A 20,133-nucleotide genomic window follows, 5' to 3' on the forward strand; every position below is an offset into this window, starting at 1 on the left:
CGTCAATGGAAAGCTGGAACCGTCGACCGGGGCCTACACCTCCACCGGAATTTTCCACGACCGGATGAAGGTCTCCGTTCCCTTCCCGGTCGATCTGGATCTCACCGCCATCACCGCACGTCGCCGGGCAGCGGCCCCGGAGTAGCCCCGGCACCGCCACTGGCCCCCGCGCTCACTCGTACTCGGGCGGCTCCTCGTCCCAGCCGAACTCCGGGTCGTCGAATGCCGCTGACGAGCCGGCCGTGGCAGGACCCGGTACAGAGGCCGGAGCCGGTGCGGGGCCCGGTTCCGGTGCCGGGACCGATCCGGCTTCCGGTGCCGGAGCGGCCACCGGCGCCGCCCCCGCCTCCCCGAACGACGCGAGCACCTCCAGCACCCCCTCCCCGTACGTCGCCAGCTTCTTCTCGCCCAGGCCGCTGATGCCGCCCAGCGCGGACACCGAGTCCGGCCGCACCGTGGCGATCTCGCGCAGCGTCGCGTCGTGGAAGATGACGTACGCCGGGACGCCCTGTTCCTTCGCCTGGGCGCCGCGCCACGCCCGTAGCGCTTCGAAGACCGGGACGGCCTCGGGCACCAGCTCGGCGGCGGCCACCTGGGACTTCGCCTTGCGTTCGCCCTTCGTGGAGCGCGACGCCGGCTTCGGCGCCTCCTTGCGCAGCAGCACCTCGCGCTCCCGGCCGAGCACCGAGCCGCTCTCCTGCGTCAGCACCAGCGTGCCGTACTCACCCTCGACGGCGATCAGCCCCTGAGCGAGCAACTGCCGTACGACTCCGCGCCATTCGGCCTCGGCCAGCTCCTCGCCGATACCGAAGACCGAGAGCTGGTCGTGGTCGAACTGGATGACCTTCGCCGTCTTGCGGCCCAGCAGGATGTCGATGATCTGGCCCGCCCCGAACTTCTGCCCGCGCTCCCGTTTCAGCCGTACCACGGTCGACAGCAGCTTCTGCGCGACCACTGTGCCGTCCCAGGTCAGGGGCGGGGTGAGGCAGGTGTCGCAGTTGCCGCAGGCCGCCGCCGCGGGCTCCTGGCCGAAGTACGTCAGGAGCTGGGCGCGGCGGCACTGGACCGTCTCGCACAGGGCCAGCATCGAATCGAGGTGGGCGGCCGCGCGGCGGCGGAAAGCCTCGTCGCCCTCGCCGCCCTGGATGAGCTTGCGCTGCTGGACGACGTCCTGGAGTCCGTACGCCATCCAGGCCGTGGACGGCAGCCCGTCACGCCCGGCGCGGCCGGTCTCCTGGTAGTAGCCCTCGACCGATTTCGGCAGGTCGAGGTGGGCGACGAAGCGGACGTCGGGCTTGTCGATGCCCATGCCGAAGGCGATGGTCGCGACGACGACCAGGCCCTCCTCGCGCAGGAAGCGGGACTGGTGGACGGCGCGCGTGCCCGCGTCCAGACCGGCGTGGTACGGGATGGCCTCGATGCCGTTGCGGCAGAGGTATTCGGCGGTCTTCTCGGTCGAGTTGCGTGACAGGCAGTAGACGATGCCCGCGTCCCCGGCGTGCTCGCCCTTGAGGAAGGAGAGCAGCTGCTTCTTCGGGTCGGCCTTCGGCACGATCCGGTACTGGATGTTCGGCCGGTCGAAACTGGCGACGAAGTGCTTCGCGTCGGGCATGCCCAGGCGCTGGGTGATCTCCTGGTGCGTCGCGCCGGTCGCGGTCGCGGTCAGGGCGATGCGCGGTACGTCGGGCCAGCGCTCGCCGAGGACGGAGAGGGCCAGGTAGTCCGGGCGGAAGTCGTGGCCCCACTGGGCCACGCAGTGCGCCTCGTCGATCGCGAAGACGGAGATCTCGCCGCGGGAGAGCAGACCGAGCGTGGCGTCCAGGCGGAGCCGCTCCGGGGCCAGGTAGAGCAGGTCGAGCTCACCTGCGAGGAACTGGGCCTCCATCGAGCGGCGCTCGTCGAAATCCTGCGTGGAGTTGATGAAGCCGGCTCTGACACCGAGCGCCCGCAACGCGTCCACCTGGTCCTGCATCAGCGCGATCAGGGGCGAGATGACGATGCCCGTACCGGCTCTGACCAGGGCCGGGATCTGGTAGCAGAGGGACTTTCCGCCACCGGTCGGCATGAGCACGACGGCGTCGCCGCCCGTCACCACGTGGTCGACGACCGCTTCCTGCTCCCCGCGGAACGCCTCGTACCCGAACACCCGGTGCAGCGTCTGCCGCGCGTCGCTCTCGGTCACATCCATGGTCCCGCCCGTCACGCTCATCGTTCTGTCCACCGAGATCCCGGGCCCGTCGCGGGACCGTCCCGTTCCGTCCTGCCACCGTCCCCTGCCACGATAGGCGCCGCCTACGACAATGCCGGACGGGCTTGACTTCTCAAGCCCGTCCGGCGTTGTCGTGGCTGTGTACCGGCTGTGCGCGTGTGCGCTACCTCACGAAGACTCCGGCCTGGCCGGCCAGGTCCAGGAAGTACTGCGGGGCGAGGCCCAGCACCAGCGTGACCGCGACGCCGACCGCGATCGTCGTCATCGTCAGCGGGGACGGGACGGCGACCGTCGGGCCGTCGGCCTTCGGCTCGCTGAAGAACATCAGCACGATGACCCGGATGTAGAAGAACGCGGCGATCGCCGACGAGATCACACCGACCACGACCAGCCCGACCGCGCCACCGTCCGCCGCCGCCTTGAAGACGGCGAACTTCCCGGAGAACCCGGAGGTGAGCGGGATACCGGCGAAGGCCAGCAGGAACACCGCGAAGACCGCGGCGACCAGCGGCGAGCGTCGGCCGAGCCCCGCCCACTTCGACAGATGCGTCGCCTCGCCGCCCGCGTCGCGCACCAGGGTCACGACGGCGAACGCGCCGACCGTCACGAAGGAGTACGCGCCGAGGTAGAAGAGGACCGACGAGATGCCGTCCGGGGTGGCCGCGATGACACCGGCGAGGATGAAGCCGGCGTGAGCGATCGAGGAGTAGGCGAGCAGCCGCTTGATGTCGGTCTGGGTGATGGCGACGATCGCGCCGCCCAGCATCGTGATGATCGCGACGGCCCACATGACCGGGCGCCAGTCCCAGGCGAGGCCCGGCAGGACCACGTACAGCAGGCGCAGCAGCGCACCGAACGCGGCGACCTTGGTGGCCGCGGCCATGAAGCCGGTGACCGGGGTCGGGGCGCCCTGGTAGACGTCCGGGGTCCACATGTGGAACGGGACGGCACCGACCTTGAACAGCAGACCGGTCAGGATCATCGCCCCGCCGATCAGCAGCAGCGCGTCGTTGCCCATGGTGTCGGCGAGCGCCGGGTCGATCTGTGTGACGGAGCCGTCGACCACGTTCGCGATGGTGGCGTACGAGACGGAGCCCGCGTACCCGTACAGCAGGGCGATCCCGAAGAGCAGGAACGCCGACGAGAAGGCGCCGAGCAGGAAGTACTTCACCGCGGCCTCCTGCGACATCAGCCGCTTGCGGCGGGCGACGGCGCACAGGAGGTAGAGCGGGAGGGAGAAGACCTCCAGGGCCACGAAGAGCGTCAGCAGATCGTTGGCCGCCGGGAAGACCAGCATGCCGGCCACCGAGAAGAGGACCAGCGGGAAGACCTCGGTGGTGGTGAACCCGGCCTTGACCGCGGCCTTCTCGCTGTCGCTGCCGGGGACCGACGCGGCCTGGGCGGCGAAGGAGTCGACGCGGTTTCCGTGCGCGGCGGGGTCGAGCCGACGCTCGGCGAAGGTGAAGACGGCGACCAGCGAGGTCAGCAGGATGGTGCCCTGCAGGAACAGCGTCGGACCGTCGATCGCGAGGGCGCCCATCGCGGCGATGTGCGCCTTCGTCGTGCCGTATCCCCCGGCTGCCAGGCCGATGACGGCGGCGAACGCGGCGGCGAGGGCGACGACCGTCAGGAAGACCTGCGTGTAATAGCGGGACCGGCGCGGCACGAAGGCCTCGACGAGCACGCCCACCACGGCGACACCGATCACGATGAGGACCGGGGTCAGCTGGGCGTACTCGATGACCGGTGCCTTGAACTTCTCGGCCGGGGCCGCCGATGTCACCCCGCCCGCCGTCGTCCACAGGCTGTGGACAGCTGTTGCGCTCACTTGGCGGCCTCCACCTCAGGCTGGGGGTCCTTCTTCTGGACGTCCGACATGGTGTGCTGCACCGCCGGGTTGACGATCTCCGTCAGCGGCTTCGGGTAGACACCCAGGAAGAGCAGCAGCGCGATCAGCGGCAGCACCACCACCAGCTCCCGGACCTTGAGGTCCGCCATGCCCTGGACCTCGGCCTTCACGGGGCCCGTCATCGTCCGCTGGTAGAGGACGAGGACGTACAGCGCGGCGAGCACGATGCCCGTCGTGGCGATGACGCCCGCCGCCGGGTACGCGCTGAACGCGCCGACCAGGACCAGGAATTCGCTGACGAACGGGGCGAGTCCGGGCAGCGACAGGGTGGCCAGACCGCCGATCAGGAAGGTGCCGGCCAGGATGGGCGCCACCTTCTGCACTCCGCCGTAATCGGCGATGAGCCGCGACCCGCGCCGGGTGATCAGGAAGCCCGCCACCAGCATCAGCGCGGCGGTCGAGATCCCGTGGTTGACCATGTAGAGCGTGGCGCCGGACTGGCCCTGGCTCGTCATCGCGAAGATGCCGAGGATGATGAAGCCGAAGTGCGAGATCGACGCGTAGGCGATCAGCCGCTTGATGTCGCGCTGGCCGACGGCCAGCAGCGCCCCGTACACGATGCTGATCAGCGCCAGGACGATGATCACCGGCGTCGCCCACTTGCTGGCCTCCGGGAAGAGCTGGAGGCAGAAGCGGAGCATCGCGAACGTGCCGACCTTGTCGACGACCGCGGTGATCAGGACGGCGACCGGGCTGGTCGCCTCTCCCATGGCGTTGGGCAGCCAGGTGTGCAGCGGCCACAGCGGGGCCTTCACCGCGAAGGCGAAGAAGAACCCGAGGAACAGCCAGCGCTCCGTGCCGGTCGCCATGGAGAGCGAGCCGCCCGCCCGCGCCTCGGCGATCTCGGAGAGCGAGAACGTCCCCGCGACCACGTACAGCCCGATCACGGCGGCCAGCATGATGAGGCCGCCGACCAGGTTGTAGAGGAGGAACTTCACCGCGGCGTACGAGCGTTGCGCCGCCGCGTTCTCGTCGCTGCCGGTGTGGGCCCGGTCCCCGAAGCCGCCGATGAGGAAGTACATCGGGATGAGCATGGCTTCGAAGAGGATGTAGAAGAGGAAGACGTCGGTGGCCTCGAAGGAGAGGATCACCATCGCTTCGACCATCAGGATCAGGGCGAAGAAGCCCTGGGTGGGGCGCCAGCGCGAGGACTTCGTCTCCAGGGGGTCGGCGTCGTGCCAGCCGGCCAGGATGACGAAGGGGATCAGCAGCGCGGTGAGCGCCATGAGCGCCACCCCGATGCCGTCCACCCCCAGTTCGTACCGGACGCCGAAGTCCTTGATCCAGGCGTGCGATTCGGTGAGCTGGTAGCGGGCGCCGCCGGGCTCGAAGCGGGCGAGCGCGATGCCCGCCAGGACGAGCGTGGCCAGCGAGAAGAGCAGCGCCAGCCATTTAGCCGTGGTGCGTCGCGCGGCGGGGACGGCCGCGGTGGCGACCGCGCCGATCGCCGGGAGCGCCGCCGTCGCTGTCAGGAGAGGAAAGGACATGTGATCAGACCGCCCTCATCAGCAGGGTCGCGGCGATGACAATCGCTGTACCGCCGAACATCGAGACCGCGTAGGAGCGGGCGTAGCCGTTCTGCAGTTTGCGCAGCCGGCCGGAGAGCCCGCCCATCGACGCGGCCGTGCCGTTGACGACGCCGTCGACCAGGGTGTGGTCGACGTACACCAGGGAGCGGGTGAGGTGCTCGCCGCCGCGGACCAGGACCACGTGGTTGAAGTCGTCCTGGAGGAGATCGCGGCGGGCGGCCCGGGTGAGCAGCGAGCCGCGCGGGGCGACGACCGGCACCGGCTTGCGCCCGTACATCGCCCAGGCGATCGCGACACCGATGACGAGCACGACCATGGTGGCGGCCGTGACAGTCGTGGCGCTGACCGGGGCGTGTCCGTGGCTGTGTCCGGTGACGGGCTCCAGCCAGTTCAGGAAGCGGTCGCCGATGGAGAAGAGGCCACCGGCGAAGACGGAGCCGAACGCCAGGATGATCATGGGGATGGTCATCGACTTCGGGGACTCGTGCGGATGCGGCTCGTGACCCTCGGCATCCGGCTGCCAGCGCTTCTCGCCGAAGAACGTCAGCAGCATCACGCGCGTCATGTAGAACGCGGTGATCGCGGCGCCCAGCAGGGCCACCGAGCCGAGGATCCAGCCCTCGGCGCCGCCCTTCGCGAAGGCCGCCTCGATGATCTTGTCCTTGGAGAAGAAGCCGGACAGACCGGGGAAGCCGATGATCGCCAGATAGCCGAGGCCGAAGGTGATGAAGGTGACCGGCATGTACTTCCGCAGGCCGCCGAACTTCCGCATGTCGACCTCGTCGTTCATGCCGTGCATGACCGAACCGGCGCCGAGGAAGAGCCCGGCCTTGAAGAAGCCGTGCGTCACCAGGTGCATGATCGCGAAGACGTAGCCGATCGGGCCGAGCCCGGCGGCCAGGATCATGTACCCGATCTGCGACATCGTCGACCCGGCGAGGGCCTTCTTGATGTCGTCCTTCGCGCAACCGACGATCGCACCGAAGAGCAGCGTGACCGCGCCGACGACCACGACAGCCAGCTGCGCGTCCGGCGCGGCGTTGAAGATCGCGCCGGAGCGGACGATGAGGTAGACGCCCGCCGTCACCATGGTCGCGGCGTGGATGAGGGCGGAGACCGGGGTCGGGCCCTCCATCGCGTCACCGAGCCAGGACTGCAGCGGCACCTGGGCCGACTTGCCGCAGGCCGCGAGCAGCAGCAGCAGGCCGATCGCCGTCAGCCTGCCCTCGCTCGTCTCCCCGGTCGCCCCCAGGACGGGACCGAAGGCGAACGTGCCGAACGTGGTGAACATCAGCATGATCGCGATCGACAGGCCCATGTCGCCGACCCGGTTGACCAGGAATGCCTTCTTGGCGGCCGTGGCCGCGCTGGGCTTGTGCTGCCAGAAGCCGATGAGCAGGTACGACACCAGACCGACGCCCTCCCACCCGGCGTACAGCAGCAGGTAGTTGTCCGCGATGACCAGGATCAGCATCGCCGCGAGGAAGAGGTTCAGATAGCCGAAGAAGCGGCGCCGGCGCTCGTCGTGCTCCATGTAGCCGATCGAGTAGATGTGGATCAGGGTGCCCACACCGGTGATCAGCAGCACGAACGTCATCGACAACTGGTCGAGCTGGAAGGCCACATCGGCCCGGAAGCCCTCGACCGGAATCCAGCTGAACAGCTTCTGGTGCAGCGCCCGGTCCTCCGCGCCCTTCCCCAGCATGTCGAGGAAGAGCACGACACCGATGACGAACGACACGGCGGCGAGCAGGGTGCCGAGCCAGTGTCCGGAACGGTCCAGCCGTCGGCCGCCGCAGAGCAGGACCGCGGCTCCGAGCAGAGGCGCCGCGACGAGCAGCGCAATCAGGTTCTCCACGATTCAACGTCCCCTTACAGCTTCATCAGGCTGGCGTCGTCGACCGAGGCCGAGTGGCGGGAACGGAACACCGACACGATGATCGCGAGTCCGACCACGACCTCGGCGGCGGCGACGACCATCGTGAAGAAGGCGATGATCTGCCCGTCGAGATTGCCGTGCATCCGGGAGAAGGTCACGAACGCGAGGTTGCAGGCGTTGAGCATCAGCTCCACGCACATGAACACCACGATCGCGTTCCGCCGGATCAGCACCCCGGCCGCGCCGATGGTGAACAACAGGGCAGCGAGATAGAGGTAGTTGACCGGGTTCACTTGGCGACCTCCTCATCTTCGTTGTCACGGCCGAGGCGCTCCTCGGAGCGCTGCTCCAGCGCCTTGAGCTGGTCCAGCGACTCGCGCGACACATCGCGGATCTGGCCCCGGTTGCGCAGCGTCTGCATGACGGTGAGTCCGGACGGCGTGCCGTCGGGAAGCAGACCCGGGATGTCCACGGCGTTGTGCCGGGCGTAGACACCGGGGGCGGGCAGCGGCGGCAGCTGCTTGCTGCGTACGCGCGCTTCGGACATCTCCCGCTGGGTCCTTGCCCGTTCGGTGCGCTCCCGGTGGGTGAGCACCATCGCGCCGACCGTCGCCGTGATCAGCAGGGCGCCGGTGATCTCGAAGGCGAAGACGTACTTCGTGAAGATGAGGCTGGCCAGCCCCTCGATGTTCCCACCGTGCTCGGCGTTGGCGGTGCCGAGCCCGTTGAAGCTGTTCAGCGAGGCGTTGCCGATGCCCGCGATGAGCAGGACGCCGAAGCCGATCCCGCAGCCCGCGGCCAGCCAGCGCTGACCCTTGAGGGTCTCCTTCAGGGAGTCGGCCGCCGTGACGCCGACGAGCATGACCACGAAGAGGAACAGCATCATGATCGCGCCGGTGTAGACGACGATCTGGACGACGCCCAGGAAATAGGCGCCGTTGGCCAGATAGAACACCGCCAGGACGATCATGGTCCCGGCGAGGCTCAGCGCGCTGTGCACGGCTTTTTTCATCAGTACGGTGGACAGCGCGCCGAGCACGGCGACGATGCCCAGCACCCAGAACTGGACGGCCTCGCCGGTCGAGGTCTGGGAGGCCGCCGCGGCCAGGCCGGTCATGCGTCCACCCCCCGCGCGGAGCCGCTGTTCTCGTCGGCGCCGTCCGCCGGCTTCTCGCCCTTGGAGACCGCGATCTGACGCTCCGTACCGGGTGCGGCCTCGGTGACGAGACCCCGGTAGTAGTCCTGCTCGTCCATCCCCGGGTAGATCGCGTGCGGGGTGTCGACCATGCCCTCCTCCAGGCCCGCGAGCAGCTCGTCCTTGGTGTAGATGAGGCTCTCGCGGGTGGTGTTGGCGAGCTCGAACTCATTGGTCATCGTCAGTGCCCGGGTCGGGCACGCCTCGATGCACAGACCGCAGAGAATGCAGCGCGCGTAGTTGATCTGGTAGACGCGGCCGTATCGCTCGCCCGGGGAGTAACGCTCCTCGTCGGTGTTGTCCGCGCCCTCCACGTAGATCGCGTCCGCCGGACAGGCCCAGGCGCACAGCTCACAGCCGACGCACTTCTCCAGACCGTCCGGGTGGCGGTTGAGCTGATGCCGGCCGTGGAAGCGCGGCGCCGTCACCTTCTGCGTTTCCGGATACTGCTCGGTCAGCCGCTTCTTGAACATGGCCTTGAAGGTCACGCCGAAGCCGGCGACAGGGTTCTGGAACTTCTCGCCCGAGGGCTCTGATGACTCAGACACCGTCAGCCTCCTTTCCGTCACTCGAATTTCCGTCACTCTGAGTATCCGACCCACCACTGACAATGAGCTCCCGCTCGCCCCGCGGCCTGCGGCGCGGCACCGGCGGCAGGGTCTGTCCGGGCAGCGGCGGCACCGGGAATCCGCCCGCCATCGGGTCGAACCCCGGCTCCGGTCCGGCCTCCGCCTCCGCGGCCCGGCCCTTCTTGTCGCGGAACATGTCGGCGACGAAGGAGATCAGCAGGATCGCGATCACGGCCCCGGCCACGTACAGCACGATCTTCGAGAAGTCGTACCCCTCGTTGCGCAGCGCCCGCACCGTCGCGACCAGCATCAGCCAGAGCAGCGAGACCGGGATCAGGACCTTCCAGCCGAGCTTCATCAGCTGGTCGTAACGGACCCGGGGCAGCGTGCCGCGCAGCCAGATGAAGAAGAACAGCAGCAGCTGGACCTTGATGACGAACCAGAGCATCGGCCACCAGCCGTGGTTCGCGCCCTCCCAGAAGGTGCTGATCGGCCACGGGGCCCGCCAGCCGCCCAGGAACAGGGTCGTGGAGACCGCGGAGACGGTGACCATGTTGACGTACTCGGCGAGCATGAACATCGCGAACTTGATCGACGAGTACTCGGTGTTGAAGCCGCCGACCAGGTCGCCCTCGGACTCCGGCATGTCGAACGGGGCCCGGTTGGTCTCGCCGACCATCGTGACGATGTAGATGATGAAGGAGACCGGCAGCAGCAGGATGAACCAGCGGTCCTGCTGCGCCTCCACGATCTTCGAGGTCGACATCGACCCGGAGTAGAGGAAGACCGAGGCGAACGCGGCGCCCATCGCGATCTCATAACTGATCATCTGGGCGCAGGAGCGCAGGCCGCCGAGGAGCGGGTACGTCGATCCGGACGACCAGCCCGCCAGCACGATGCCGTAGATCCCGACCGAGGCGACCGCGAGGATGTAGAGCATCGCGATCGGCAGGTCGGTGAGCTGCATCGCCGTACGGTGCCCGAAGATCGAGACCTCGTCGGACGGGCCGAACGGGATCACCGCGATCGCCATGAACGCCGGGATGGCGGCGACGATCGGCGCGAGCACGTACACGACCTTGTCGGCGCGCTTGACGACGACGTCTTCCTTCAGCATCAGTTTGATGCCGTCGGCGAGCGACTGGAGCATGCCCCAGGGGCCGTGCCGGTTGGGGCCGATGCGCAGCTGCATCCAGGCGACGACCTTGCGCTCCCACACGATGGAGAAGAGCACGGTCACCATCAGGAACGCGAAGCAGAACACCGCCTTGATGACGACGAGCCACCACGGGTCGGTGCCGAACATCGACAGATCCTCGGCGGCGAGTACGGCACCGCGCGGTGCCGCGGCCAGTTGAGCGAAGGCAGTCACGCCCCCACCTCCGGTGTGACGTCGGGAGTGCCCGGTGCGGCGGGGCCGATCCGGACCAGGCCGCCGGGCCGGGCGCCGGTGTCGGCCGGGACGCCCCGTCCGACGGAGTTCAGCGGCACCCAGACCACCCGGTCCGGCATGTCGGTGACCTTCAACGGGAGTTCGACGCTGCCCACCGGGCCGGTGACGGCCAGCAGATCGCCGTCCTTCACACCCGTCTCGGCCGCCGTGGCGGCGGAGAGCCGGGCGACCGAGGCGTGCCGGGTGCCGGCCAGCGCGTCGTCGCCCTCCTGGAGCCGGCCCAGGTCGAGCAGCATCCGGTGGCCCGCGAGGACCGCCTCGCCGTCGCCGGGCCGGGGCAGCGGCCGGGCCGGTTCGTTCGGGTCGGTGGCGTGCGCGCCGGCCCAGCCGCCGAGCCGGTCCAGCTCGCGGCGCACGGACTTCCGGTCCGGCAGCGCGAAATGGGTGTCCATGGCGTCGGCCAGCATGTGCAGCACCCGCGCGTCGGCCGGCGCGAGCGCCCGCGTCATCTGCTCGGGCTTCAGCGCGGCCTCGAACATCCGCGCCCTGCCCTCCCAGTTGAGGAAGGTGCCCGCCTTCTCGGCGACCGCGGCAACCGGGAAGACCACATCGGCCCGCTCGGTCACCTCGCTGGGCCGCAGCTCCAGCGAGACCAGGAAGCCGACCCGGTCCAGGGCCTCCAGGGCCCGGGCCGGGTCCGGCAGGTCCACCGGCTCGACCCCGGCGACGAGCAGCGCGCCCAGTTCGCCGGTGGCCGCGGCCTCCACGATCTGGCCGGTGTCGCGGCCGAAACGGGACGGGAGTTCGGCGACGCCCCAGACGGCCGCCACCTCGTCCCTGGCCCGCGGGTCGGTCGCCGGACGGCCGCCGGGCAGCAGCGACGGAAGCGCACCCGCCTCCACCGCACCGCGCTCGCCGGCCCGCCGCGGCATCCACACCAGCGTGGCCCCGGTCGCGGTGGCGGCCCGCACCGCGGCGGTCAGCCCGCCCGGCACGGCCGCCAGCCGCTCACCGGCCACGATCACGGCACCCTCGCCGCGCAGCGCCTCGGCCGCCGCGGCTCCGTCACCGTCGAGCCCGACGCCGCCCGCGATCGCGTCCAGCCACTCGGTCTCCGTACCGGGGGCAGCGGGGAGCAGCGTGCCGCCCGCCTTCTCCAGTCCGCGCGTGGCGTGCGAGGCGACGGCGAACGTGCGCTGTCCGTGCTTGCGGTTCGCCTTGCGCAGCCGCAGGAAGACGCCGGGCGCCTCCTCCTCCGACTCGAACCCGACCAGCAGCACCGTCGGTGCCTTCTCCAGCGAGGTGTACGTGACCCCCGAGCCGTCCAGGTCCCGGCCGCGCCCGGCCACGCGGGCGGCCAGGAAGTCGGCCTCCTCGCTGCTGTGCACCCGGGCCCGGAAGTCGACGTCGTTGGTGTCCAGCGCGACCCGGGCGAACTTGCTGTACGCGTACGCGTCCTCGACGGTCAGCCGACCGCCCGTGAGGACACCCGCCCTGCCGCGTGCGGCGAGCAGACCGGCTGCCGCGGCCGCCAGGGCCTCGGGCCAGCTCGCCGGTTCCAGGACACCGTCCGCGTTGCGTACCAGCGGAGTGGTGAGCCGGTCCCGCTGTTGCGCGTAACGGAAGCCGAAGCGGCCCTTGTCGCAGACCCACTCCTCGTTGACCTCGGGGTCGTCGGCGGCGAGTCGCCGCATGACCTTGCCGCGCCGGTGGTCGGTACGGGTCGCGCAGCCGCCCGCGCAGTGCTCGCACACCGACGGCGACGACACCAGGTCGAAGGGCCGGGCGCGGAACCGGTACGCCGCCGAGGTCAGCGCCCCGACCGGGCAGATCTGGATGGTGTTCCCGGAGAAGTACGACTCGAACGGGTCGCCCTCGCCCGTACCGACCTGCTGGAGCGCACCGCGCTCCAGGAGCTCGATCATCGGGTCGCCCGCCACCTGGTTGGAGAACCGGGTGCAGCGCGCGCAGAGCACACACCGCTCACGGTCCAGCAGCACCTGGGTGGAGAGCGGGACGGGCTTCTCGAACGTGCGCTTCTTGCCGTCGAAGCGGGAGTCGGCACCGCCGTGCGACATCGCCTGGTTCTGCAGCGGGCACTCGCCGCCCTTGTCGCAGACCGGGCAGTCCAGCGGGTGGTTGATGAGCAGCAGCTCCATCACACCCTTCTGCGCCTTCTCGGCAACCGGCGAGGTGAGCTGCGAGCGCACCACCATGCCGTCGGTGCAGGTGATGGTGCAGGACGCCATCGGCTTGCGCTGGCCCTCGACCTCGACGATGCACTGGCGGCAGGCACCGGCCGGGTCGAGGAGCGGGTGGTCGCAGAAGCGCGGGATCTCGATGCCGAGGAGTTCGGCGGCGCGGATGACCAGGGTGCCCTTGGGCACGCTGATCTCGATGCCGTCGATCGTCAGCGTGACGAGGTCCTCGGGCGGGACGGCCGCCTCGCCGCCCCCGGAGGGCGCACTCGTGGTGACTGTCATGCGTTCACCCCCTGGTGAGCGTTCTTGTCGTCGGCCCAGGCGGTCGACCTGGCGGGATCGAAGGGGCAGCCCCTGCCCGTGATGTGCTGCTCGTACTCCTCGCGGAAGTACTTCAGCGAGGAGAAGATCGGCGAGGCGGCGCCGTCGCCGAGGGCGCAGAAGGACTTGCCGTTGATGTTGTCGGCGATGTCGTTCAGCTTGTCGAGGTCGGCCATCTGTCCCTTGCCCGCCTCGATGTCGCGGAGCAACTGGACCAGCCAGTAGGTGCCTTCGCGGCACGGTGTGCACTTGCCGCAGGACTCGTGGGCGTAGAACTCGGTCCAGCGGGTGACGGCCCGCACGACGCAGGTCGTCTCGTCGAAGCACTGGAGCGCCTTGGTGCCGAGCATGGATCCGGCGGCGCCGACACCTTCGTAGTCGAGCGGTACGTCGAGGTGCTCGTCGGTGAACATCGGGGTCGAGGAGCCGCCCGGGGTCCAGAACTTCAGGCGGTGGCCGGGGCGCATCCCGCCGCTCATGTCGAGCAGCTGGCGCAGCGTGATGCCGAGCGGGGCCTCGTACTGGCCGGGGCTCGCGACATGCCCGCTGAGCGAGTACAGCGTGAAGCCGGGGGACTTCTCGCTGCCCATCGACTTGAACCACTCCTTGCCCCGGTTCAGGATCGCGGGAACCGAGGCGATGGACTCGACGTTGTTCACCACAGTGGGGCAGGCGTACAGACCGGCGACCGCGGGGAAGGGGGGCCGCAGCCGGGGCTGGCCGCGTCGCCCTTCGAGCGAGTCGAGCAGTGCGGTCTCCTCACCACAGATGTACGCGCCCGCGCCCGCGTGCACGGTGAGTTCCAGGTCGAGCCCCGAGCCGAGGATGTTCGTCCCGAGGAAGCCCGCCTCGTACGCCTCGCGCACGGCCTCGTGCAACCGCCGCAGTACGGGGACGACTTCACCGCGCAGGTAAATGAAGGCGTGCGAGGAACGGATCGCGTAGCAGGCGATCACGATGCCCTCGATGAGGGAGTGCGGGTTGGCGAAGAGGAGCGGGATGTCCTTGCAGGTCCCGGGCTCCGACTCGTCGGCGTTGACGACCAGGTAGTGCGGTTTGCCGTCGCCCTGCGGGATGAACTGCCACTTCATCCCGGTGGGGAAGCCCGCGCCGCCGCGGCCGCGCAGACCGGAGTCCTTGACGTACGCGATGAGGTCGTCGGGCGACATGGCGAGGGCCTTGCGCAGCCCCTCGTATCCGTCGTGGCGCCGGTAGGTCTCCAGGGTCCAGGATTCCGGCTCGTCCCAGAAGGCGGAGAGGACGGGGGCGAGCAGCTTCTCGGGGCTGTCCCCGCTGCCGTTCCCGTTGTCGTTGATTTCGGTCGCCAACGTCATCACTCTCCCTCCTCGCCTGTCGGGCCGGACGGGTGCTCCGGGTCAATGGCCGAGGTCTGCTGCGGTGCGTCATGCGAGCCGAGGTGCTCGGACGGCGACGGATCGTGGGGCTGGTCGCCGCTCGGGCTCTCGCCCCGCGGGGCGACGACCCTCGGGTGCGGTTCCTCGCCCCTGGCGAGACGGAGGCCGATCAGTGAGGCGGGGCCCGCGCCGCCGGACGCCTCGACGGCGCCGGGGCGCTCGTCGGGGAAGCCGGCCAGGATCCGGGACGTCTCCTTGTACGAGCACAGGGGCGCGCCGCGGGTGGGCTCGACGGTGCGTCCGGCGATCAGGTCGTCGACCAGGCGCGTAGCGCTCTCGGGCGTCTGGTTGTCGAAGAACTCCCAGTTGACCATCACCACGGGGGCGAAGTCGCAGGCCGCGTTGCACTCGATGTGTTCGAGCGTGACCTTGCCGTCCTCGGTTGTCATATCGGGCCCGTCGTTGCCGACGCCGAGGTGCTCCTTGAGCCGGTCGAAGATCGCGTCGCCGCCCATCACCGCGCACAGCGTGTTGGTGCAGACACCGACCTGGTAGTCACCGCTCGGCTTCCGCCGGTACATCGTGTAGAAGGTGGCGACGGCGGTGACCTCGGCGGTGGTGAGGCCGAGCAGCTCGGCGCAGAACGCCATGCCCGTCCGGGAGACGTAGCCCTCCTCGGACTGCACCAGGTGCAGCAGCGGCAGCAGTGCGGAGCGGCTGCCGGGGTAGCGGGCGATCACCTCCTTCGCATCCGCTTCGAGCCTGGCGCGCACCTCGGCCGGGTAGGCGGGGGCGGGGAGCTGCGGCATCCCCAGACTGACTTCCTGACGTGCTTCGGTCACCGGTCGACGCCTCCCATCACGGGGTCGATGGACGCGACGGCGACGATGACGTCGGCGACCTGGCCGCCCTCGCACATCGCCGCCATGGCCTGCAGATTGGTGAAGGACGGGTCGCGGAAGTGGACCCGGTAGGGGCGGGTGCCGCCGTCCGAGACGACATGGACGCCGAGCTCGCCCTTGGGCGACTCGACCGCGGTGTACACCTGTCCGGCCGGGACGCGGAAGCCCTCGGTCACCAGCTTGAAGTGGTGGATCAGGGCCTCCATGGAGGTGCCCATGATCTTCTTGATGTGGTCGAGCGAGTTGCCGAGCCCGTCCGGACCGAGCGCGAGCTGCGCCGGCCAGGCAATCTTCTTGTCGGCGACCATCACCGGCCCGGGGGCGAGCCGGTCGATGCACTGCTCGATGATCCGCAGCGACTGGCGCATCTCCTCCAGCCGGATGAGGAAGCGGCCGTAGGCGTCGCAGCTGTCGGCGGTGGGGACGTCGAACTCGTAGTCCTCGTAGCCGCAGTACGGGTCCGTCTTGCGCAGGTCGTGCGGGAGTCCGGCGGAGCGCAGGATCGGGCCGGTGGCGCCGAGTGCCATGCAGCCGGTCAGATCGAGATAGCCGACGTCCTGCATGCGGGCCTTGAAGATCGGGTTGCCGGTGGCGAGCTTGTCGTACTCAGGCAGGTTCTTCTTCATGGTCTTCACGAACTCGCGGAGCTGGTCGATCGCGCCGGGCGGCAGGTCCTGGGCGAGTCCGCCGGGCCGGATGAACGCGTGGTTCATCCGCAGGCCGGTGATCAGCTCGAAGAGGTCGAGAACAAGTTCACGATCGCGGAAGCCGTAGATCATGATCGTGGTGGCGCCGAGCTCCATGCCACCGGTGGCGATGCACACCAGGTGCGAGGAGATCCGGTTGAGCTCCATCAGGAGCACGCGCAGGACGGTGGCCCGGTCGGGGATCTGGTCCTCGATGCCGAGCAGCTTCTCGACGCCGAGGCAGTACGCCGCCTCGTTGAAGAACGGCGTCAGGTAGTCCATGCGCGTCACGAAGGTGGTGCCCTGGGTCCAGTTCCGGAATTCGAGGTTCTTCTCGATGCCGGTGTGGAGGTAGCCGATGCCGCAGCGGGCTTCGGTGACGGTCTCGCCGTCGATCTCCAGGATCAGCCGCAGCACCCCGTGCGTGGACGGGTGCTGGGGGCCCATGTTGACGATGATGCGCTCGTCGTCGGACTTGACCGCCGACTCGACGACCTCGTCCCAGTCGCCGCCGGTGACTGTATATACAGTCCCCTCGGTCGTCGCCCGGGCATCCGAAAGGGGCGTCCCGGAGGGACCCGATGAGGGGTGGTGACCGGGTGACGGGTGGGCTTGGGGAGTAGACATCAGGAGTACGACCTCCGCTGGTCCGGAGCCGGGATCTGGGCGCCCTTGTACTCGACGGCGATGCCGCCGAGCGGATAGTCCTTGCGCTGCGGGAAGCCCTGCCAGTCGTCCGGCATCATGATCCGGGTGAGGGCGGGGTGCCCGTCGAAGACGAGCCCGAAGAAGTCGTAGGCCTCCCGCTCGTGCCAGTCGTTGGTCGGGTAGACCTCGACGAGAGACGGGATGTGCGGATCGCTGTCCGGGGCCGACACCTCCAGGCGGATCAGCCGGCCGTGCGTGATCGAGCGCAGGTGGTAGACGGCGTGCAGTTCGCGGCCCTTGTCGCCGAGGAAGTGGACGCCGCTCACCCCGGTGCACAGCTCGAAGCGCAGCGCCGGGTCGTCGCGCAGGGTGCGGGCGACCCGGACGAGGTGCTCGCGGGCGATGTGGAAGGTGAGCTCGCCGCGGTCGACGACGGTCTTCTCGATGGCGTTCCCGGGAAGCAGGTCCTGTTCCTCCAGGGCCCCTTCGAGCTCGTCCGCGACTTCGTCGAACCAGCCGCCGTACGGACGGGACGCGGCGCCCGGCAGGGTCACCGTGCGGACGAGGCCGCCGTATCCGGAGGTGTCGCCGCCGTTGTTGGCACCGAACATGCCCTTGCGGACGCCGATGGCCTCGCCGGTCTCGTCGCGTGGTGCGGGCACGCCGTTGTTGTTCTGCTCGGGGTTCTCGCTCATCGCAGCAGCCCCTTCATCTCGATCAGGGGCAGTGCCTTGAGCGCCGCGTCCTCCGCCTCGCGGGCGGCCTCCTCCGCGTTGACCCCGAGCTTGGAGCTCTGGATCTTCTGGTGGAGCTTGAGAATCGCGTCCATCAGCATCTCGGGCCGCGGCGGGCAGCCCGGCAAATAAATATCAACCGGGACAATATGATCAACACCCTGAACAATGGCGTAATTATTGAACATTCCGCCCGATGATGCGCAAACCCCCATGGAGATCACCCACTTGGGGTTGGGCATCTGGTCGTAGACCTGCCGAAGGACGGGCGCCATCTTCTGGCTGACCCGCCCCGCCACGATCATCAGGTCCGCCTGGCGCGGCGATCCGCGGAAGACCTCCATGCCGAAACGGGCCAGGTCGTAGCGCCCGGCCCCGGTCGTCATCATTTCGATGGCGCAGCAGGCGAGGCCGAAGGTGGCCGGGAAGACGGAGGACTTCCGTACCCAGCCGGCGGCCTGCTCGACAGTGGTCAGCACGAAGCCGCTGGGCAGCTTCTCTTCGAGTCCCATGGTGTGCCCCTCAGCCCCTCAGTCCCATTCCAGGCCGCCGCGACGCCACACATACGCGTAGGCGACGAAGACGGTGAGCACGAAGAGCAGCATCTCCACGAGCCCGAAGATCCCCAGGGCGTCGAAGGTGACCGCCCAGGGATAGAGGAAGACGATCTCGATGTCGAAGACGATGAAGAGCATCGCCGTCAGGTAGTACTTGATGGGGAAGCGGCCGCCTCCGGCCGGAGTGGGGGTGGGTTCGATACCGCACTCGTACGCTTCGAGCTTTGCTCGGTTGTACCGCTTAGGGCCGATAAGCGTGGCCATGACCACGGAGAAGATCGCAAACCCTGCCCCGAGGGCGCCGAGCACGAGGATGGGCGCGTAGGCATTCACGCTCCTCGCTCCTTCCAGTCGTCCTTGACCGTTGGACCGCATCGGGCGATTCGGCTCGCCACCCCACCAAGATCGTGCACATGTGAGGCAGTTCACAAGCCCGACTGCCCCGCATCCTATGCCCGCCGTCCTGTGATCTGCGACACGGGGTACGACAACGAGTTTGTGATCTCCACCACCAGGCGAAGAGCCGCGAAGTCACCTGAGCAGTGATCTTCGTACGCAAAGCGGCCGAGTGATCACGAGACGTGACATCCGATGCTGTCTTCGCTGGTCAAGAAGGTTTTCCTCTAACAATCAGATACCCGGGGAAGCAAATTGGCAATGGACGGCCCGAGCGTGATAAGAGGATCGGCCCGCTCCGGACTCACTCCGGCGAGGGGTCCCGAGGAGCGAAGTGGACGTGTGCACGTATTCACGATCTTCGGGACGAACGGGAGGGGTGGCGGCGCGGGGTCGACGGGCAGCCCGGCCGGCACCCGGCGGCGCTTCGGGCACCGGGCGCACCCGCACCCTCCGCATCGCGGTAACACCTTGATCACGCTGTGACCTGCGTCACTCTGCGCGGACCCCGACAAAAGCGGGCTTGGCCAACGGTGTGAACGGATGGTAAGCGGCGGGCAATTCGGGCGTATTGCCGAAAGTCCGTGATCACAGCGTTGATCAGGCCTGCCCGGTTTGCCCGTTACGGCGTCAATAAGGGTCGCCGGAAAGCGGATTCACAGATTCCGTACGTAACTGTGTCGCAACACACGTTTCTTGATGGGAGCCCCGGAGCCCTGATAGCGCTAGTACCCATGTCCCACACCGCTCACATACCCAGCCACCGGAAGCCCCGCCGAAACGCGCCGAAGACGGCGCTGCGGGCCGGAGTTGCCGGTGGCGTCCTCAGCACCATCGCGGTCGCAGGCGCTGCCGGTCCGGCCCAGGCCGAGCCGGTGACCCAGACCATCGAGATGCCCACCATCACCTCCGGGCTCTCCCCCGCCGTCGCCGCGTCCGCCCAGGCCACGCAGCAGGTCGCCCAGGACCTGCAGACGCAGGCCCAGGAGGACGCCGCAGCCGCCTCCGCTGCCAAGACCGCCAAGAAGGCCAAGGCCGAGGCAGTCCGCAAGGCAGAGGCCAAGAAGAAGGCGGAGGCCGCCGCCAAGGCCAAGGCCGCCGCCAAGGCCAAGGCGGAAGCCGCCGAGCGCGCTTCCCGCACCGCCGCCCGTACGACGCTCAGCGCGGCCTCCGGCTCCACCACCGCGGCCTCGTCCTCGTACGCGTCGAGCGCGACCGGCTCCGCCGCGTCCGTCATCGCCTTCGCGCAGGCCCAGGTCGGCGACGCGTACGTCTCCGGCGGCACCGGCCCCAACTCGTGGGACTGCTCCGGCCTCGTCCAGGCCGCGTTCCGCTCGGTCGGCGTCGACCTGCCGCGCGTCTCGCAGGCCCAGTCCACCGCGGGCACCCAGGTCTCCCTGAGCAACCTCCAGCCGGGCGACATCCTGTACTGGGGCGGCGCGGGCAGCGCGTACCACGTCGGGATCTACGTGGGCGGCGGCGAGTTCGTCGGCGCGCAGAACTCCAGCACCGGTGTGGTGCAGCGTCCGCTGTCCTACGACCCGCCGTCGGGCGCGGTCCGCGTTCTCTGAGTCGCGGAGTTCGCCGAGTTCTCGGATTCACAAGCGCCTTCCCGGCGCGCGGCACAGGGCCGTCACTCCCCCGCTCGGG

The 20,133-nt window shown here is 69.0% G+C and carries 16 protein-coding genes; 1 reads left to right on the plus strand and 15 read right to left on the minus strand.

Going from position 1 to position 20,133, the window contains the following annotated elements; genetic code table 11:
- Positions 1 to 172: 172 nt before the first annotated feature.
- From recQ to ACFU8Q_RS24495, 15 genes are all read right to left on the minus strand, one after another.
- The gene (recQ, locus tag ACFU8Q_RS24425; protein ID WP_384457434.1) at positions 173 to 2,209 is read right to left on the minus strand and encodes a DNA helicase RecQ; all 2,037 of its coding nucleotides are present in this window, start codon (positions 2,207 to 2,209) and stop codon (positions 173 to 175) included.
- Between the two features lie 163 nt (positions 2,210 to 2,372).
- On the minus strand, positions 2,373 to 4,037 hold the full coding sequence (gene nuoN / locus ACFU8Q_RS24430) for an NADH-quinone oxidoreductase subunit NuoN (RefSeq protein WP_384457436.1): 1,665 nt from the start codon (positions 4,035 to 4,037) through the stop codon (positions 2,373 to 2,375).
- The gene (locus ACFU8Q_RS24435) at positions 4,034 to 5,605 is read right to left on the minus strand and encodes an NADH-quinone oxidoreductase subunit M (protein WP_384457438.1); all 1,572 of its coding nucleotides are present in this window, start codon (positions 5,603 to 5,605) and stop codon (positions 4,034 to 4,036) included. Before ACFU8Q_RS24435 ends, nuoN begins: the two co-directional genes overlap by 4 nt.
- 4 nt (positions 5,606 to 5,609) lie before the next feature.
- Entirely contained in the window at positions 5,610 to 7,505 is a 1,896-nt protein-coding gene (gene nuoL / locus ACFU8Q_RS24440) for an NADH-quinone oxidoreductase subunit L (protein ID WP_384457440.1), read from the minus strand.
- 14 nt (positions 7,506 to 7,519) lie between these two features.
- The gene (gene nuoK / locus ACFU8Q_RS24445; RefSeq protein ID WP_093543641.1) at positions 7,520 to 7,819 is read right to left on the minus strand and encodes an NADH-quinone oxidoreductase subunit NuoK; all 300 of its coding nucleotides are present in this window, start codon (positions 7,817 to 7,819) and stop codon (positions 7,520 to 7,522) included.
- Complete coding sequence (locus ACFU8Q_RS24450) at positions 7,816 to 8,643, minus strand: NADH-quinone oxidoreductase subunit J (RefSeq protein ID WP_384457442.1); 828 nt, start codon at positions 8,641 to 8,643, stop codon at positions 7,816 to 7,818. Before ACFU8Q_RS24450 ends, nuoK begins: the two co-directional genes overlap by 4 nt.
- Positions 8,640 to 9,269, minus strand: coding sequence for an NADH-quinone oxidoreductase subunit NuoI (gene nuoI / locus ACFU8Q_RS24455; protein ID WP_384457444.1), 630 nt, complete (start codon positions 9,267 to 9,269; stop codon positions 8,640 to 8,642). The genes ACFU8Q_RS24450 and nuoI overlap by 4 nt, the downstream gene beginning before the upstream one ends.
- Positions 9,262 to 10,662: an NADH-quinone oxidoreductase subunit NuoH gene (gene nuoH / locus ACFU8Q_RS24460; protein ID WP_384457446.1), complete on the minus strand. Its 1,401-nt coding sequence runs from the start codon at positions 10,660 to 10,662 to the stop codon at positions 9,262 to 9,264. Before nuoH ends, nuoI begins: the two co-directional genes overlap by 8 nt.
- Positions 10,659 to 13,166, minus strand: coding sequence for an NADH-quinone oxidoreductase subunit G (locus ACFU8Q_RS24465; RefSeq protein WP_384457448.1), 2,508 nt, complete (start codon positions 13,164 to 13,166; stop codon positions 10,659 to 10,661). Before ACFU8Q_RS24465 ends, nuoH begins: the two co-directional genes overlap by 4 nt.
- Positions 13,163 to 14,539, minus strand: coding sequence for an NADH-quinone oxidoreductase subunit NuoF (gene nuoF / locus ACFU8Q_RS24470; protein WP_383758740.1), 1,377 nt, complete (start codon positions 14,537 to 14,539; stop codon positions 13,163 to 13,165). The genes ACFU8Q_RS24465 and nuoF overlap by 4 nt, the downstream gene beginning before the upstream one ends.
- Positions 14,539 to 15,369 carry an NADH-quinone oxidoreductase subunit NuoE gene (gene nuoE, locus ACFU8Q_RS24475; RefSeq protein ID WP_384457457.1) on the minus strand — a complete coding sequence of 277 codons (831 nt, stop codon included), beginning with the start codon at positions 15,367 to 15,369 and terminating at the stop codon, positions 14,539 to 14,541. Before nuoE ends, nuoF begins: the two co-directional genes overlap by 1 nt.
- Positions 15,370 to 15,398: 29 nt before the next feature.
- Positions 15,399 to 16,775, minus strand: a complete 1,377-nt coding sequence (locus tag ACFU8Q_RS24480; RefSeq protein WP_384457450.1) for an NADH-quinone oxidoreductase subunit D — start codon at positions 16,773 to 16,775, stop codon at positions 15,399 to 15,401.
- Positions 16,775 to 17,491 (minus strand): NADH-quinone oxidoreductase subunit C, encoded by a 717-nt coding sequence (locus ACFU8Q_RS24485; protein ID WP_384457452.1) that lies wholly within the window; start codon positions 17,489 to 17,491, stop codon positions 16,775 to 16,777. Before ACFU8Q_RS24485 ends, ACFU8Q_RS24480 begins: the two co-directional genes overlap by 1 nt.
- On the minus strand, positions 17,488 to 18,042 hold the full coding sequence (locus ACFU8Q_RS24490; RefSeq protein WP_030975705.1) for an NADH-quinone oxidoreductase subunit B family protein: 555 nt from the start codon (positions 18,040 to 18,042) through the stop codon (positions 17,488 to 17,490). Before ACFU8Q_RS24490 ends, ACFU8Q_RS24485 begins: the two co-directional genes overlap by 4 nt.
- Before the next feature lie 18 nt (positions 18,043 to 18,060).
- On the minus strand, positions 18,061 to 18,420 hold the full coding sequence (locus tag ACFU8Q_RS24495) for an NADH-quinone oxidoreductase subunit A (protein ID WP_003992243.1): 360 nt from the start codon (positions 18,418 to 18,420) through the stop codon (positions 18,061 to 18,063).
- Positions 18,421 to 19,217: 797 nt separating this feature from the next.
- On the opposite strand from ACFU8Q_RS24495, the gene ACFU8Q_RS24500 reads away from it, so the two are divergent.
- The gene (locus tag ACFU8Q_RS24500) at positions 19,218 to 20,054 is read left to right on the plus strand and encodes a C40 family peptidase (protein WP_384457455.1); all 837 of its coding nucleotides are present in this window, start codon (positions 19,218 to 19,220) and stop codon (positions 20,052 to 20,054) included.
- The last annotated feature ends 79 nt before the right edge of the window (positions 20,055 to 20,133 follow it).

Source organism: Streptomyces sp. NPDC057543, from assembly GCF_042801895.1.
Taxonomy (GTDB): Bacteria; Actinomycetota; Actinomycetes; order Streptomycetales; family Streptomycetaceae; genus Streptomyces.

Coding starts and splice junctions, on each gene's coding strand:
- nuoF (WP_383758740.1), bottom strand. CDS start 14,539: ATGACGTTGGCGACCGAAATCAACGACAACGGGAACGGCAGCGGGGAC.
- ACFU8Q_RS24450 (WP_384457442.1), bottom strand. CDS start 8,643: ATGACCGGCCTGGCCGCGGCGGCCTCCCAGACCTCGACCGGCGAGGCC.
- nuoE (WP_384457457.1), bottom strand. CDS start 15,369: ATGCCGCAGCTCCCCGCCCCCGCCTACCCGGCCGAGGTGCGCGCCAGG.
- ACFU8Q_RS24500 (WP_384457455.1), top strand. CDS start 19,218: ATGTCCCACACCGCTCACATACCCAGCCACCGGAAGCCCCGCCGAAAC.
- recQ (WP_384457434.1), bottom strand. CDS start 2,209: ATGAGCGTGACGGGCGGGACCATGGATGTGACCGAGAGCGACGCGCGG.
- ACFU8Q_RS24435 (WP_384457438.1), bottom strand. CDS start 5,605: ATGTCCTTTCCTCTCCTGACAGCGACGGCGGCGCTCCCGGCGATCGGC.
- ACFU8Q_RS24485 (WP_384457452.1), bottom strand. CDS start 17,491: ATGAGCGAGAACCCCGAGCAGAACAACAACGGCGTGCCCGCACCACGC.
- ACFU8Q_RS24490 (WP_030975705.1), bottom strand. CDS start 18,042: ATGGGACTCGAAGAGAAGCTGCCCAGCGGCTTCGTGCTGACCACTGTC.
- ACFU8Q_RS24480 (WP_384457450.1), bottom strand. CDS start 16,775: ATGTCTACTCCCCAAGCCCACCCGTCACCCGGTCACCACCCCTCATCG.
- ACFU8Q_RS24465 (WP_384457448.1), bottom strand. CDS start 13,166: ATGACAGTCACCACGAGTGCGCCCTCCGGGGGCGGCGAGGCGGCCGTC.